General features: G+C 65.0%; 14 protein-coding genes, 2 tRNA genes and 2 pseudogenes. 11 read left to right on the top strand and 7 right to left on the bottom strand.

What is annotated here, in order from left to right; all coding sequences use genetic code 11:
* Positions 1–29 precede the first annotated feature (29 nt).
* Positions 30–1,154 carry a M14-type cytosolic carboxypeptidase gene (locus tag CFB41_RS06775; protein ID WP_089455980.1) on the top strand — a complete coding sequence of 375 codons (1,125 nt, stop codon included), beginning with the start codon at positions 30–32 and terminating at the stop codon, positions 1,152–1,154.
* A 256-nt stretch (positions 1,155–1,410) separates the two neighbouring features.
* Positions 1,411–1,790, top strand: a pseudogene (locus CFB41_RS06770) (transposase); the annotation flags it as partial.
* Between the two features lie 128 nt (positions 1,791–1,918).
* Here CFB41_RS06770 and CFB41_RS38535 read toward each other — a convergent pair.
* Both CFB41_RS38535 and CFB41_RS37240 read right to left on the bottom strand, forming a co-directional pair.
* Positions 1,919–2,113, bottom strand: a pseudogene (locus CFB41_RS38535) (SOS response-associated peptidase family protein); the annotation flags it as partial.
* 642 nt (positions 2,114–2,755) lie between these two features.
* Positions 2,756–3,163, bottom strand: a complete 408-nt coding sequence (locus CFB41_RS37240; protein WP_144029908.1) for a hypothetical protein — start codon at positions 3,161–3,163, stop codon at positions 2,756–2,758.
* Positions 3,164–3,281: 118 nt separating this feature from the next.
* Here CFB41_RS37240 and CFB41_RS37235 point away from each other — a divergent pair, with 118 nt between their 5' ends.
* Positions 3,282–3,566 carry a hypothetical protein gene (locus CFB41_RS37235; RefSeq protein WP_144029907.1) on the top strand — a complete coding sequence of 95 codons (285 nt, stop codon included), beginning with the start codon at positions 3,282–3,284 and terminating at the stop codon, positions 3,564–3,566.
* Positions 3,567–3,708: 142 nt separating this feature from the next.
* Here the strand turns inward: CFB41_RS37235 and CFB41_RS06755 are convergent.
* Positions 3,709–3,785 (bottom strand) — tRNA-Arg (locus tag CFB41_RS06755).
* A 168-nt stretch (positions 3,786–3,953) separates the two neighbouring features.
* Entirely contained in the window at positions 3,954–4,784 is an 831-nt protein-coding gene (locus tag CFB41_RS06750; protein WP_039347620.1) for an undecaprenyl-diphosphate phosphatase, read from the bottom strand.
* Between the two features lie 478 nt (positions 4,785–5,262).
* Here CFB41_RS06750 and CFB41_RS06745 point away from each other — a divergent pair, with 478 nt between their 5' ends.
* The 5 genes from CFB41_RS06745 to CFB41_RS06725 all read left to right on the top strand — a co-directional run bounded on the left by CFB41_RS06745 (position 5,263) and on the right by CFB41_RS06725 (position 10,822).
* Positions 5,263–6,174 carry an aldose epimerase gene (locus CFB41_RS06745; protein WP_089455978.1) on the top strand — a complete coding sequence of 304 codons (912 nt, stop codon included), beginning with the start codon at positions 5,263–5,265 and terminating at the stop codon, positions 6,172–6,174.
* 165 nt (positions 6,175–6,339) lie between these two features.
* Positions 6,340–7,041 (top strand): peptidoglycan DD-metalloendopeptidase family protein, encoded by a 702-nt coding sequence (locus CFB41_RS06740; protein ID WP_089455977.1) that lies wholly within the window; start codon positions 6,340–6,342, stop codon positions 7,039–7,041.
* A gap of 368 nt (positions 7,042–7,409) precedes the next feature.
* Positions 7,410–9,047: an acyl-CoA synthetase gene (locus CFB41_RS06735; RefSeq protein ID WP_089455976.1), complete on the top strand. Its 1,638-nt coding sequence runs from the start codon at positions 7,410–7,412 to the stop codon at positions 9,045–9,047.
* Between the two features lie 76 nt (positions 9,048–9,123).
* On the top strand, positions 9,124–9,447 hold the full coding sequence (locus CFB41_RS06730) for a DUF2288 domain-containing protein (RefSeq protein ID WP_089439763.1): 324 nt from the start codon (positions 9,124–9,126) through the stop codon (positions 9,445–9,447).
* A 10-nt stretch (positions 9,448–9,457) separates the two neighbouring features.
* On the top strand, positions 9,458–10,822 hold the full coding sequence (locus tag CFB41_RS06725; RefSeq protein ID WP_089455975.1) for an MATE family efflux transporter: 1,365 nt from the start codon (positions 9,458–9,460) through the stop codon (positions 10,820–10,822).
* Positions 10,823–10,841: 19 nt separating this feature from the next.
* Here the strand turns inward: CFB41_RS06725 and CFB41_RS38065 are convergent, their stop codons facing one another.
* Positions 10,842–11,018: a hypothetical protein gene (locus CFB41_RS38065; protein WP_089439761.1), complete on the bottom strand. Its 177-nt coding sequence runs from the start codon at positions 11,016–11,018 to the stop codon at positions 10,842–10,844.
* A gap of 136 nt (positions 11,019–11,154) precedes the next feature.
* On the opposite strand from CFB41_RS38065, the gene CFB41_RS06715 reads away from it, so the two are divergent.
* Entirely contained in the window at positions 11,155–11,325 is a 171-nt protein-coding gene (locus CFB41_RS06715) for a hypothetical protein (protein ID WP_011351621.1), read from the top strand.
* A gap of 200 nt (positions 11,326–11,525) precedes the next feature.
* Here the strand turns inward: CFB41_RS06715 and CFB41_RS06710 are convergent, their stop codons facing one another.
* Both CFB41_RS06710 and sixA read right to left on the bottom strand, forming a co-directional pair.
* Entirely contained in the window at positions 11,526–12,332 is an 807-nt protein-coding gene (locus CFB41_RS06710; RefSeq protein ID WP_011351620.1) for a GNAT family N-acetyltransferase, read from the bottom strand.
* 170 nt (positions 12,333–12,502) lie between these two features.
* Entirely contained in the window at positions 12,503–12,964 is a 462-nt protein-coding gene (sixA, locus tag CFB41_RS06705) for a phosphohistidine phosphatase SixA (RefSeq protein WP_089455974.1), read from the bottom strand.
* Positions 12,965–13,103: 139 nt separating this feature from the next.
* Between sixA and CFB41_RS06700 the strand changes: the two genes are divergently transcribed.
* Positions 13,104–13,180: transfer RNA gene (locus CFB41_RS06700), tRNA-Pro, on the top strand.
* A 353-nt stretch (positions 13,181–13,533) separates the two neighbouring features.
* Positions 13,534–13,968: a hypothetical protein gene (locus CFB41_RS06695; RefSeq protein ID WP_089455973.1), complete on the top strand. Its 435-nt coding sequence runs from the start codon at positions 13,534–13,536 to the stop codon at positions 13,966–13,968.
* The last annotated feature ends 84 nt before the right edge of the window (positions 13,969–14,052 follow it).

Genomic DNA, 14,052 nt, shown 5'->3' with positions numbered 1-14,052 from the left:
GCCCCTGACACTGTCCTAACACCACTCCTATGCACATCGACACCGATTTCGAAGCCGCCGCCATCGATCACGTTGCCTCTCCCACCAGCGGCTCTCCCCTGCGTTTGCGTCTGCGCCGTGACAACGCCGCCGAATTCGCCCAATGGTTCGCGTTCGAGCTGGTCGATCTGCCGCCCGAGGGCATCGACGTGCGCATCGAGGGTTTGGCCGGCTCGTCCTACCCTAAAGGCTGGGTCGATTATCGCGTCTGCATGCGCGCCGATGGCGGCGAGGCGGCGGCCTGGCGCCGCCTGCCAACGGACTTCGATGGCGATGTGCTCGCCTTCCACGCGCCCGGCCCGGCCCGGCGCCTGCGCTTCGCCTATTTCCCGACCTTCGACCGCGTCGCCGAGGATAACCTCGTCGCTCAGGCGACGCAGGCAGGCGCAACGCTGGAGATACTCGGGACCTCCGCGCTCGGCGAGCCGATCCGCATGCTCTCGTTCGAGGGCAATGCGCCACGCACTCGCCTCTGGTTCATGGCTCGCCAGCATCCGGGCGAATCGCAGGGCGGTTATTGCCTCGAGGGCCTCGTGCAGGGGCTTTGCGGCGAGCTGCGTCCTGCTTGGGAGAACGGTGGCTCAGCCGTGCATGTCGTCGTCAATGCCAATCCGGACGGTGTGCGCCTGGGCAACCTGCGCACGAACGCGCACGGCGCCAACCTCAACCGCTGCTGGGACCGCGAGTATCCGGATGCGCCCGAGACGGCCGCCGTGCGCCGTCGCATGCGAGCGCTCGGGCTCGACCTGCTCGTCGACTTCCACGGCGACGAGGTCCTGCCCCACGTCTTCTCGGTGGGCGCCGACGGCAGCCCCGCCTGGACGCCACGCTTGCAGGCCCTGCGCCGCACGTTCGACGAGGACCTGCTGCGGCGCTCCCCCGTATTCCAGACGGCGCGCGGCTATTCCGTAGACCGACCTGATCACGCGAGCCCAAGGAAGTGCATCCCGTGGGTGGCGGAGCAATTCGATGCGCTGGCGATGACCATCGAATTGCCGTTCAAGGAGAGCGCCGACCGACCGCGCGACGACGCCGATGCGACCGCATACGCCCGCACATTCGGACGGGCCGTGCTCGAAACCGCGTTGGCGCTTGCGCCGTCCGTGCGGCCTTGAGGTCCTGCCCGCCCTCCGTCGAGCACGCCTGGACGCCTCCAGGGTGCCAAACCTTCGTTTGCGCGACGGTTTGAAGGTCAGGATTGCGGCCCTCGTCCGGACTTCGATTCCGGCACAAGCCAGCTATCTGCGACGGAATACGCTGGTCAGCGGTATAAAAAAGCCAAGACTTGGAGCGTCTTGGCATTGACCTGCCCTGGAATTTTCGGACCGGCTGAAACTTGAGAGAATGGCTTCCAACGGAGAGAAGGAAGTCATGAAGAAGAGCCGGTTCACGGAAGAGCAGATGGTCACGATCCTGCGCGAGGCGGACAAGATTCCGGTCGCGGAGGTGGCGAAGAAGCACGGAATCAGCGAACAGACGATCTACAACTGGCGGCAGCATTTCGGTGGACTGGAAGCGTCCGACGTAAAACGGCTGAAGCAACTCGAGCAGGAGAATGCACGGCTCAAGAAGATGCTGGCCGAGCGTGATCTCGAACTGGACGTCATGAAGGAGATCAACGCAAAAAAATGGTGAGCGCGCCCGCGCGGCGCAAGCAGGTTGCCTACGCGCAAGCGCGGGGCCTGTCGGTGCGACGTGCGTGCGCGCTGATGTCGGTGGCGAGATCGGCGCTGCACTATGAATCGAAGCTTCCTATCTCTTAGTTACTAAGGACTCCATCAAATGAGCAACATGCATCAATCAGCACACACGCAACTTGTCCGCGCACGCATCGCTTTCTCACACGGTGGCCTTTGTGGGGAACACGGGTGGATTGCCCGTCCGCGTTGACCGTCAGCATGGACATACCAATCAGGGACCGCCCGTCCTGATCCTCGTATCTCTTCCAGATGCCCGCAACGCAGTACGGTTGCCAGCCAGATAGGCCGATCCGCTGCCACACGTTCTTGCCGGTCTCGTAACTCGGCTCGTATATCCACTGAGCCGGGATCAAGCATCGCTGCCCCTCCCGCCAATTCACACGGACAAGCCGAGATTAGACCTAGACGCCCGATCCTTCGCCGCCGCTGCACGACGCGCCGCGCGGTTCAGTCCGGGAGAGCGTGGGTTGATGCATGCTGCTGCTTGATGTTTTGGGATGGCCGACGACATAACACGCGTCGGCTTGCATTTCATCACTTGCTTCTGCTGCATTCGCACCTCATGACTTGAAGAAGTTGGCTAAGGCGGCTATCGGAAAACGCCTTAACAAACCTCTCGATTTGCTCCCAAGGTATTACCACGGGATGTTTCTGGTCTACGCGCCGCTATTCGGCTAACGCTTACGCCCAGGAGAGACGCCCTACCGTCGCCTCTCTGCATCTTCAATCCCCTTACCGGGGCTGCTCTCGGATGCCGCCGACGCCTTATACGAGTTACGCTCGTCTGGCCCGTCGTTAGCCTTGTCGGTACTGTCAGGAGACCCCGGCCCCGTACTTCACCCTCCGTCCCGCGTCGGGAGGCGCAACTATGTACACACAAAAACCACTACGCAGATTCCAAAAATAAGCCGGAAGAACACCGCTCGCATTCCGGCTCCAGCGCAATCATATACAACACAAAACCACTACGCAATACTTTTCTTCTGTAGACAGCACAACCTGCCCGGGACCACGTACTATTTCCGAACGAATGTCCGTGCCGCCTTGTCCTCATCGTCCGTCGGAAGCTCAGCCAGCACCCGATTCCCTTGTGGGTCTGTATCGACTCTGACTGTCTTGACGACCCGCGCCTCGACAATAGCCTGCGCATCTCCAGAGTCGACAAGATGGCCCGCCGCCTCCTTCTGCTCGTCATCCCTCAGCTCAGTATCGGTACCAGCCGCAGCTTTCGCCGCCCGCTGGATAAGATCACGCCTACTTTCAACGTAGGCGCACACCAAATCGCGCAGTTCCTCCGATACCTTTACTCCCGCAAAGACACGAAGAATTTGCAAGTCGCGAATTACTTCTTTGGGCAAGCGAAGCTGGAAAGCTTGCATATTTTCACGCTGGCTGCGGATGGGTGAGTTCGGATCGAATTTCATGCGTATGCTCCCAAGTTGATTGAAGTATAACGCACTACGCATCCGCGGAGACCGCCACCCATAAAAAGGGTATGATCGTAAATCAACCTCCTAGCAACTACACACTTGGGACCAAATCATGCGACGTATGACCATACTCCGCCTTGGCGCACCAACACAGACACAGACTCTAACCTTCAACGTCATAGAGATTCCGGATAGCAATGGGAAAGGCTACGAAGTCGTCGACAATACGGGAAAGCCGATCACACAATCCCTTACCAGCCAAGGCGCACACAAAAATACGAATATTGCGTTCTTTGACTGGCTTGAGGTTGACGGCCGAAAAGTGTTCGCCGTGTCATCCCTGTCTGGCCGTCAACGAGTTGCAGAACTTGGGATACTGATGCATATCAGTGAATAACGCTGAATGCCCACGGGGTGTCTCTGAGGTCGGCCGCCTCAAGGTAGAATTCAGTCACACCCCAGTCACACTGAACTGTGATTGGGCCTTGAATCCGCCGGATTCAGCCTGGCTGTAACTCGTTGATCTTTCAGGAAATTGATGGCCCGCCCTACACGATTCGAACGTGTGACCTACGGCTTAGAAGGCCGTTGCTCTATCCAACTGAGCTAAGGGCGGTCGGGAAGAAAAGACACGGCTTGCGCGGACCGCATTTGACACAAAGCTTCAAGCGGCAGCAAAACCGCCAACCTCGAAGCCCCGAAACAAAACGGGCCCGGCATGAAGCCGAGCCCGAAATTATACCCGATCATCGCGCCGCATCACGCGAGATCGACCTTCGCAGCGTCAAACCGGCTGCGGATGCAGCATGAACCAGCCGAGGCAGAACACACCGGCGATCACGCAATACACGCCGAACGAAGCCAGCCGGCCACGCCCTTCGAAGTAGCGCATCAGGAACCGCACGCTCAGATACGCGGCGATCGCCGTCAGCACGCCGCCGAGCAGCGCATCGGCGAGCTGGTCGCGCGCATGGAACAGCTTCGGCAGCTCAAGCACCCCCGCCGCGAAAATGATCGGCGTACCGAGCAGGAACGAGAATTCCGCGGCCTTCTCCGCCGTCAGCCCCGCGGCATTGCCGGCGATCATCGTCAGCCCGCTGCGCGAGAAGCCCGGAATCAGCGCGCCGATCTGCGCGAGACCCACGAAGAACGCCTGCTTGAACGTCATCTTCTCCGGTGCCTGATGCGCGCGGCTGCGCTGGATGCGATCGCCGAGCCACAGCAGCACGCCGTTCACGATCAGCGCGACCGCGACGATCCGCAGGTCGTGGAACACGCGTTCGATGCGCTTCTCGAGGAGCAGCCCCACGATGCCGGTCGGGATCGTGCCGATGATGAGCGCCCACATCAGGTGCCCATCGTCGTTCTTGCGGCCGCCGAGCTGCGCGAAGAAGCCGCTGATCAGCGCGATCCAGCGCGCGCGGAAATACCACAGCAGCGCCAGCGCGGTGCCGAGGTGCAGCGCGACGAGGAACGGCAGCAGTTGCGGTGCGTGCTTGTCGATGTGCATGCCGAACAGCGCCGGCACGAGCAGCGTGTGGCCAAGGCTGCTGACGGGGAACAGTTCGGTGACGCCCTGCAGGACGCTCAGGAATACCAGAAACCAGAGACTCACGCGTCGGTCCTTTTAGTGAAAATTAAGCGGAAAGAGAAGCGGACGACGCGATGCGCGTCCGTAAAAACGCGCCCCGATTATGCCGAGCCCGGATTACTGCGCCAAGGCATTTGGCTGGATATTGCGGCAATGCACACAAACGCTTGCAATTTGTAAGCACTCAGAAAGCAAAAAGCCCGCCATTTGCATGGCGGGCCTTTCGACTTCGGCAGGAATTGCCGTCAGCGGCCGAGCTGATAGAAAAATAATACCGTGCTGCCGGTGAACATGCCGAACAGTGCGATACCCATTGCCATTGCCAGATCCATGGCCCCCTCCACGAAGTGTCATGACCCGGCAACATCACCGGTTTAGAGGCATTATCCCGACCGATGACAGTCTGAAAAACTCGCAATTTCCCGAGAAGGGTTTTCCCCGAGCCGCCACGGCCCGATAATGGAGCGCGCCGTTCCCGTCCACCCGCCCAACCCGATTCGCCATGCCGACCTTCCAGCAACACGACATTCACGAACTTCACGCCGGCCCGTCGCTCGTCCGGATCGCGCCGCAATTCGGCGGCCGCCTGCTGTCATGGGATGTCGACGGCGAACCGGTGATCTTCTGGCCGGATTCGGCCGACTGGAGCAACCTCGCACGCGTGCGCGGCGGCAACCCGCTGCTGTTCCCGTTCCTCGGCCGTCACCGCGTCGACGGCGAACTCGGCCGCTGGCGCGACGCCGCCGGCGTGGTGCGCGACCTGCCGATGCACGGCTTCGCGCGCGACCTGCCGTTCGCCGCGCGCCCGTCGGCCGACGGCACCGCACTGTCGATGACGCTCGACGCGACCGACGCGCTGCGCGCCAGTTACCCGTTCGACTTCCGGTTCGAGGCGACCTACCGGCTGGCCGACTCGCACACGCTCGAAGTCGCGCTGACGACGACCAATCGCGGCGACACGCCGCTGCCCTACTACGCCGGCCACCATTTCTATTTCGCGCTGCCGCACGACGAACGCGCCGACACCACGCTCGAGCTGCCGCCCACGCATCGTTGCGCGCAGCAGGCCGACGGGTCGATCAGCACGCCCGAGCCGGGCGAGGCCCGCTATCGCCTCGACAACCCGGACATCCTCGACCGCTTCCACTGCCTCGACGGCGTGCCGGCCACACCGGTGCGCATCGTGATGCCGGGCCGCCGCCGCACGATCGAGATCGCGCTCGACGTGCCGGGCTCGATCCCGTGGTACGCGGTGACGACCTGGACCGAGAAGCCGGATTCGGACTTCTATTGCGTCGAGCCGTGGCTCGGGCTGCCGGATGCGATCCACAACGGCCAGGGGCTGCGCCTGCTTGCCCCGGGCGCGACCGAAACGGCCACGCTGCGGATTCGCGTCCTCCCGCTCGCCGGCTGATACACGGGCTTGATACGCAGGCTGAAACGCCGTCAGGCCACGCGTGGAACCGGCGCGCCGCAGCCCCGATAACGGCCCAAACTGCGGTGCACGGGTCGAACCCGTTAAAATCGGACGTTTTGTGTTGCCTGTCGCGTCACGCGCGGCAGGGTTTTGCGAGGTTCAATGTTCGGAACAACAACGAAGCGACTCTTCGCAGCCGCCTGCGCCGCCCTGCTCGTCGCGTGCGGCTCCGCGCCCGTCGGCCCCGGGTTCTATCGCGTCGAGCGCGGCGATACGCTCTACAAGATCGCGCGCGACAACCGCACGTCGGTATCGAACATCGTGCGCTGGAACCAGATGACGAACCCCGATGCGATCGAAGTCGGCCAGGTGCTGCGCGTCGCGCCGCCGCCCGGCACGACCACCGCATCGACGCCGTCGACCACCGGCACCGGCAGTGCCGGCCGGGCCCGCCCCGCGCCGTCCGCTCCGGTCGAATCGGCCGTCAAGCCGGCCTCGAGCATCGCGCTGATCTGGCCGGCCGCCGGCAACGTGATCCGCACGTTCGACGGCTCGAAATCGAAGGGCATCGACATCGCGAACTCGCCGGGCACGCCGGTGGTCGCGGCTGCGCCGGGTGTGGTGGTCTATGCGGGTAACGGGCTGCGCGGCTACGGCAACCTGATCATCCTCAAGCACAACGCCGACTACCTGACCGCCTACGCGCACAACCGCGCGCTGCTGGTGAAGGAAGGCCAGTCGGTCACGCAAGGGCAATCGATCGCCGAGATGGGCAACAGCGACAGCGATCGCGTCGCGCTGCATTTCGAGCTGCGCTACGGCGGCCGATCGATCGACCCGTCACGCTACCTGCCGGCGCGCTGAGCACCCGATGGACGACACGCGATGCCGGCACGCATCGCGTGTCGTCGCGGTGAAAACCGGGAAAGGTGATGTCAGCGCTTGCGCAGACGTCCGGTGAACCGGCCGGACAACGGATCGACGTGACGGGCAAACGCTACCAGTACGCCGATTCCGATCAGGCTGAACCCCGCAGCTATCAGAAGCAAATCCATGGTCACACACTGATTTTTTCGTGATCTTATGCGTCATTGTGGAATCGTGCACTGAGCCGAGGCTATTGGACGAGTACGAAGATTCCCTACCCTCAGACGCCATTGTGGATTCGTCTGCGTGAAATCCTGATGTAATCCAATCGGCCGACATCACGTTCGCCCCCAGGAGACACCTCGATGCTGCCCGCCGCCGACCGCTACGACGACCTGCTCTCCCGCTTCGCGTGGGACGTTCCGGCGCGTTACAACATCGGCGTGGACGTCTGCGACAAATGGGCGGACGGCAGCGGACGCCTCGCGCTGATCCACGAAACGGCGCAAGGCGAGGTTGTTCGCTTCACGTTCGACGACTTGAAGAATGCTTCTAACCGGCTCGCGAACAGCTTTGCGCGCGCCGGCCTGCGGCGCGGCGACCGGATCGGCATCTTTCTCGCGCAGGGCCCCGAAACGGCGGTCGCGCACCTCGCCGCGTACAAGCTCGGCGCCATCGCTGTGCCGCTCTTCACGTTGTTCGGCGTCGATGCGCTCGAATACCGGCTCGCGAACAGCGACGCGGCTGCGCTCGTCACCGATGCGGCCGGCTACGCGAAAATCGCGCCGCTGCGCGCCCGGCTGCCGGCGCTCCGTACCGTCTACTGCATCGGCGACGATGCGCCCGATCAGCCCGATGAGCCCGATCAGCCGGGCGTGTTGCGCTACGACGCGGCGCTCGCCGCCGAAACACCCGACTTCGTGCCGGCCGATACGGCCGCCGACGATCCGGCGATCATCATCTACACGTCCGGCACGACGGGCAAACCGAAAGGCGCGCTGCACGCGCATCGCGTGCTGCTGGGCCACCTGCCGGGCGTCGAGATGTCGCAGCAGTGCTTCCCGCGCGACGCGCGCCTGTTCTGGACGCCCGCCGACTGGGCATGGATCGGCGGCCTGCTCGACGTGCTGCTGCCGTCGTGGCATCACGGCGTGCCCGTGCTTGCGCGTCGCTTCGAGAAATTCGACGGCGACGCGGCGTTCGCACTGATGGCGCGGCACGGTGTCACCCATGCATTCCTGCCGCCCACCGCGCTGAAGCTGATGCGCACCGTCGCGGCACCGCGCGAACGGTACGCGCTGTCGCTGAAATCCGTCGCGAGCGGCGGGGAATCGCTCGGCACCGAGCTGACGGCCTGGGGGCGCGACGCGCTCGGCGTGACGATCAACGAGTTCTACGGGCAAACCGAGTGCAACATGGTGCTGTCGTCGTGCGCGGCGCTGTTCGATGCGCAGCCCGGCGCGATCGGCAAGGCGGTGCCCGGCCATGCGGTCGCGATCGTCGACGCGGACGGCACGCCGCTGCCGCCCGGCGTCGAAGGGCGCATCGCGGTGCACCGCCCCGACCCGGTGATGTTCCTCGAATACTGGCGCAACCCCGACGCCACGCGCGACAAGTTCGCCGGCGACTACCTGCTCACCGGCGACACGGGCACGATCGACGCCGACGGTTTCGTGCGCTTCGTCGGCCGCGACGACGACGTGATCACGAGCGCCGGCTACCGGATCGGCCCGGGCCCGATCGAGGACTGCCTGCTCACGCATCCGGCGGTGCGGATGGCCGCCGTGGTCGGCGTGCCCGACGCGACGCGCACCGAGATCGTCAAGGCGTTCGTGGTGCTGAATCCCGGCCACGCCGGCGACGAGGCGCTCGTGCAGGCGCTGCAGGCACATGTGCGCACGCGCCTTGCCGCGCACGAGTATCCGCGCGCGATCGCGTTCGTCGACAGCCTGCCGATGACCGCGACCGGCAAGATCGTGCGCCGCGCGCTGCGCGACGCGTAGGCCGGCCGCCCGCCGTGCCGCCGGCTTGGCCGGATGGTTTATAGTGGCGCCACTACGCAGTCTTTCCTAGAAAACGATGTCCTCTGATCACCACTCCGGCGCGGGCGCGTCGCACAGCCCGCTCTACGCCAAACTCCTCGGCGAAACCGCCAAGATCGACTGGTGCGATCTCGAACGCTTCTTCGCGCAGGGCAAGCTGCTGTCCGTGGCACGCGACCTCGATCTCGTCAGCGTCGCGGAAGCCGTTGCCGACGACGATGCCGAACAGGTCACGCGCTGGCTGTCGTCGGGCCTCGTCGCGCGCATGCCGGCCGAAACCGCTGCCGATTATGCGGCGCGCAACCCGGAGCTGTGGGCGGTCGTCGTCTCGCCTTGGGTCTGCGTGCAGGAACGCGCCTGACGCGTCCGCCATGTCCGAAGCCGCGTTACCGCACGGGGCCGGCGCGGCCGCCGTCACGCATCGGCGTGTCCTCGCGCTCGCGTTCCCGATCGTCCTCGCGAACCTGACCCAGCCGATCCTCGGTGCCGTCGACACGGCCGTCGCGGGCCACCTCGACGGCACGCAGTACCTGGGCGGCGTCGCGCTCGGCGGGCTGTTCTTCAATTTCGTGTTCTGGGGGTTCGGTTTCCTGCGGATGGGGACGACCGGCCTCGTCGCGCAAGCGCATGGCGCCGGCGACGCCGCCGGGATCCGCCTGAACCTGCTGCGCGCGTTGATCGTCGCGTTCGCACTCGGCGCCGCGGTACTGGCGCTGCAGATGCCGCTGCTGTCTTTTGCGCTGTCCGCGCTCGGCGGCAGCGATGCCGTCCGCACCACGGCGCTTGCCTACAGCCAGGCGCGAATCTGGAGCGCCCCGTTCGCGCTCGCGAACTACGTCGTGCTCGGCTACCTGCTCGGCATGCAGCGCGTGCGGCTCGCGCTCGTCGCGCAGGTGTTCATCAATGCGATGAACATCGGCGCCGTGCTGCTCTACGTGTATGGCTTCGGCTGGGGTATTGCCGGCATCGGCGCCGCGACGGCCACCGCGGACGCATGCGGTTTCGCGCTCGGCGCATGGATGCTGTGGCGGCTGCGACCGCGCGGCCTTGCGCCGATCGCGGTACGAGCACTCGCCGACCGCGCCGCGCTCAAGCGGCTGATCGTGCTCAATCGCGACATCTTCCTGCGCACGCTGTGCCTGCTCGGCGCATTCGGCTGGTTCGCCCACCTCGGTGCAAAACAGGGCGATGCGACGCTCGCGGCGAACGCGCTGCTGCTGAATTTCCAGACGTTCATGGCGTACGGCCTCGACGGCTTCGCACATGCGGCCGAGGCGCTCGTCGGCGCGGCGGCCGGCGCGCGCGACCGCAGCGCGTTCCGGCAGGCCGTACGCGTCACGCTGTTCTGGTCGGCGCTCGGCGCGCTGCTGTTCACGCTCGTGTACTGGGCCGCCGGCGGCTGGATCGTCGCGCGCCTGACCGACCAGGCCGAGATCCGCGAAATGGCGCTGCGCTACCTGCCGTGGGCCGCGCTTTCGCCGATCGTGTCGGTCTGGGGCTTCCTGCTCGACGGCGTGTTCATCGGCGCCACGCAGACGCAATCGCTGATGCGTGCAATGGTCGCGTCGTTCTCGATCTTCGTGGTGGCCACGCTTGCCGCCGTCGGCACGTTCGGCAATCACGGCCTCTGGTTCGCGCTGCTGCTGTTCATGGCCGCACGCGGCGCGACGCTGGCGCGCTACCTGCCGGCGCTGTTGCGGCACATCGGCGCCGACGCGCCCGCGGCCCGCGCCTGACGGCGGGCCGACCCGGCCGTTATTGCGTGGGTTTCGGCGGCGGCGCGTCGAGCATCGACGGCGGCGTCATGTCGGTCGGCACGCCGTGATAGTCGGCTGGATCTTCCGGCGGATGGCCGCGACGGGCCTGATGCGGATCGCTGGTACAGCCGGCGAGCAAGGATGCGGCCAGCACGGCCAGCATGAAACGGTTCATCGGGTAGGGCTCCGGAAATCGGCGCGCCCATCGCACGCCGGGACCGCGCCGAGTCTAGCGGAAATCTCGCTTCGGAGTCGCGCCGCGCATGTCCTACTATGTACGCATGGCGCTGTGCCGCGGAAAGGAGGCTGCCATGTCGTCTGAAGAAATTGCCGGCCTGATCGGGCTGTTCGTCGGTCTGATGGTGCTAGTCGCCCTGTCGTTCTTCGAGTCGCGCGAATACAAGCGCAGCCATGAAGGCGAAGGGATGATCCACCACTGGATGGCCGAACACCACCTGCTCGACTGGCGGCGCAAGCACTAAGCGCGCCGCTGCCGTCCGGCCCTTCCCCGGGCCGTTCTCGAACGTGCCGTCCCGCGGCACGCTGGGGATTGCGTATCGCCGAAATTAACAGGGTCCGGTCGCACTCGTCGATCAGATGGACGAACGCCGTCGCGCGGCACGTGCCACGCGACGGCGTTCGCTTGCGCGCGCCCCCGCGGGCGCGACGCGATTCCGACGGCTCAGCCCAGGAAGTGACGGGCGTAGCGCGCGTTGATGTCGGACAGGCGGAACAGCGTCAGGAAATCCGCGCAGTTGAAGTCGGGATCCCAGGCCGGCGCACCGCAGATCTTCGCGCCAAGACGCAGGTAACCCTTGATCAGCGGCGGCGGCGCCACGACGGTGCCCGTCTGCAGTTCGTCGACCGGCAGGGCCGTGTGCGGGAACGCGCGATATTCCGGCGCCGTCAGCGAGCCAGCCGACAGCGACTGGTACAGGTTCGCCGCGTAGTGGCCGCCGTCGGCCATCGACACGCTCGCGCAGCCGAGCATCGTCTCGTAGCCGTTCTGCATCATGTACGCGCCAAGGCCGCCCCACAGCGCCATGATGACGGCGCCGCTGCGGTAGTCGCTGTGCACGCACGAGCGGCCCACCTCGACCATCTTGCCGCGCAGATGCGTGAGGCGCGACAGGTCGAATTCGCCTTCGGCATACAGGCGGCCGACGCGCGCCGCCTGGTGCGGCGGCAGCACGCGATACGTGCCGACGACCTTCAGGGTGTCGAGATCGCGAACCAGCAGGTGGTCGCAGTACGCATCGAACGGATCGACGTCGAGACCGGAGGGGCCGCTCACCTGCGCGCCCATCTCTTCGGCGAACACGCTGTAACGCAGGCGCTGGGCTTCGCGCAATTCGTCTTCCGTACGCGCCCACGCGGCGCGCAGGCGATACTCCGATGTGACGGTTTCAGCGGCGCGTGGCAGGTGGCGCCGCGACGTGTCGAGGGGCAGCGAGGCAAAAGGGAGCGTAGGCGTCGGCAGTTCTCGCATTAGGCTTTCCTGGTCGTAAGGAATAGGACGACATGCCCGCCAATGTAGTAATCGGCCGTGACCGTTATGTGGCACGACCGTGTCCTTTCAATGACGTGTCGCCGAATTGACTTTAGCAGAAAGCTTGCGAAACCGTATGATCAATCCCTTCAAAGCTCTTCAGGCGGGCCTCAGAGCAGGTCGGGCGTCAATACCGCACGCAATACGGCCTGCCGGCTGCCATCACGCGTGCGGCTCGCCAGCCACACGATTCCGCCCTTCTTGACGCTCCAGCTGTCGTCGCCGCCGGCGATCAGCTGCGCGGCAACGCTGCCGAGCGTCGGCTGATGACCGACGATCACGACCGTCGGCGCGATGCCTTCCGGCCAGCCGGCCGCCGTCAGCACGTCGTCGACGCCGCCGCCCGGCGCGAGCGTGTCGACCGTCCGGTACTGGTCGGTCAGCGCCTCGACCGTCTGCACGGTGCGGGCCGCCGGGCTCGCGAGGATCAAGGCGTTCGTCTCGAGCCGGCCACGCAGCCATTTGGCCATCGCCTGCGCGTCCTTGCGGCCCCGGACGGTCAACTGGCGCGCGAGATCGCTCGTCGCGTAGTCTTCGGCTTCGGCGTGGCGCCACAGGATCAGGTTCATCATGATGTTCTCCTTGCTTCGGCAAGCGGGCCGCCGATGATCGGGCGAATTGTCGCAAATTGCGGGCGTTTGCCGCCGCGGCATTTGCCCGCATATAGGGATTGACCGGATCTGATATTCAACGATACAATCTTTGGCTCGTCGGAGCGTAGCGCAGCCTGGTAGCGCATCTGATTTGGGATCAGAGGGTCGTAGGTTCGAATCCTATCGCTCCGACCAAGGAATCAAGGGGTTACGGTTCATACCGTAGCCCCTTTTCCGTTTCTGGGCCCTTCGAGCGTCAACCGGGATTCCCGGTTCGCGGCGCCTCGATTCATTGTAGGGATCAATTGGGGCATCGACGCTACAACGATCCACGCAGCCCCCGGCCGCCCTATTTCGAAGGTCGGCACAAAGCAAAGGGCTGACGACCTTGCGCTTTCAATGCGAGAAAGGCTGACTGGAAAGAATCGAGCGCCCGCCCGGCCCGTCGAATCACATCGACGCCATACGGGCCAACGCGCCATCCGCAGCCCGCATACGGCACTTGCCGGAACACGCGATAATGCGCATGGGACAACCTGCATCCGCGCATGAAAAACAACATTCTCAAGACCGCCCTCTGCACATCGCTGCTCGCGCTCGCGACTGCCGGCACCGCGTCGGCCAAGGCGCTCGACGACGCACTCGACTGCCACTCGACCGGCCACAAATTCGTCGCGCCGCTGCTCGCCGCCGGCGACATCCAGTCGGAGCCGATGCACGTCGAATCGAACTCGGTCAATGCATTCCGCACGAGCCACGCGCTGACGGCGTACGGCTTCGGCGTCTACGTCGTGCTCGGATACCAGGCGAACGACCCGATCTTCCGCCCGGGCGACGGCACGCCGATCGGCGACTGGGCCTATGGCGTCGTGGTGCGGGGCACGAAAAGCGCGGTGGAAGAAGCCGTGCGCAAGGCCGGCAGCGACGCGACCGTGAAGCAGGCGTTTCCGTTCCTGACTGCGATCGTCTGCTCGTCGGACTGAGCGGTCGCCACGACGATCACGCGGCAAGCCTGAGGGGCACCAAGCCTGCCTGCTGCCCCGCCCCTCCCAGCCCCGCTATCGACC

The sequence above is a fragment of the Burkholderia sp. AU33803 genome, from assembly GCF_002223095.1.
GTDB lineage: Bacteria > Pseudomonadota > Gammaproteobacteria > Burkholderiales > Burkholderiaceae > Burkholderia.
Note: the sequence above shows the minus strand (reverse complement) of the source record. Positions and strands in the feature narration are given on the sequence as shown.

Bases quoted from the DNA above. Each gene is read 5' to 3' on its own strand.
- CFB41_RS06775 (WP_089455980.1), top strand. From the start codon at position 30: ATGCACATCGACACCGATTTCGAAGCCGCCGCCATCGATCACGTTGCC.
- CFB41_RS37240 (WP_144029908.1), bottom strand. From the start codon at position 3,163: ATGAAATTCGATCCGAACTCACCCATCCGCAGCCAGCGTGAAAATATG.
- CFB41_RS37235 (WP_144029907.1), top strand. From the start codon at position 3,282: ATGCGACGTATGACCATACTCCGCCTTGGCGCACCAACACAGACACAG.
- CFB41_RS06745 (WP_089455978.1), top strand. From the start codon at position 5,263: ATGCCGACCTTCCAGCAACACGACATTCACGAACTTCACGCCGGCCCG.
- CFB41_RS06740 (WP_089455977.1), top strand. From the start codon at position 6,340: ATGTTCGGAACAACAACGAAGCGACTCTTCGCAGCCGCCTGCGCCGCC.
- CFB41_RS06735 (WP_089455976.1), top strand. From the start codon at position 7,410: ATGCTGCCCGCCGCCGACCGCTACGACGACCTGCTCTCCCGCTTCGCG.
- CFB41_RS06730 (WP_089439763.1), top strand. From the start codon at position 9,124: ATGTCCTCTGATCACCACTCCGGCGCGGGCGCGTCGCACAGCCCGCTC.
- CFB41_RS06725 (WP_089455975.1), top strand. From the start codon at position 9,458: ATGTCCGAAGCCGCGTTACCGCACGGGGCCGGCGCGGCCGCCGTCACG.
- CFB41_RS38065 (WP_089439761.1), bottom strand. From the start codon at position 11,018: ATGAACCGTTTCATGCTGGCCGTGCTGGCCGCATCCTTGCTCGCCGGC.
- CFB41_RS06715 (WP_011351621.1), top strand. From the start codon at position 11,155: ATGTCGTCTGAAGAAATTGCCGGCCTGATCGGGCTGTTCGTCGGTCTG.
- CFB41_RS06710 (WP_011351620.1), bottom strand. From the start codon at position 12,332: ATGCGAGAACTGCCGACGCCTACGCTCCCTTTTGCCTCGCTGCCCCTC.
- sixA (WP_089455974.1), bottom strand. From the start codon at position 12,964: ATGATGAACCTGATCCTGTGGCGCCACGCCGAAGCCGAAGACTACGCG.
- CFB41_RS06695 (WP_089455973.1), top strand. From the start codon at position 13,534: ATGAAAAACAACATTCTCAAGACCGCCCTCTGCACATCGCTGCTCGCG.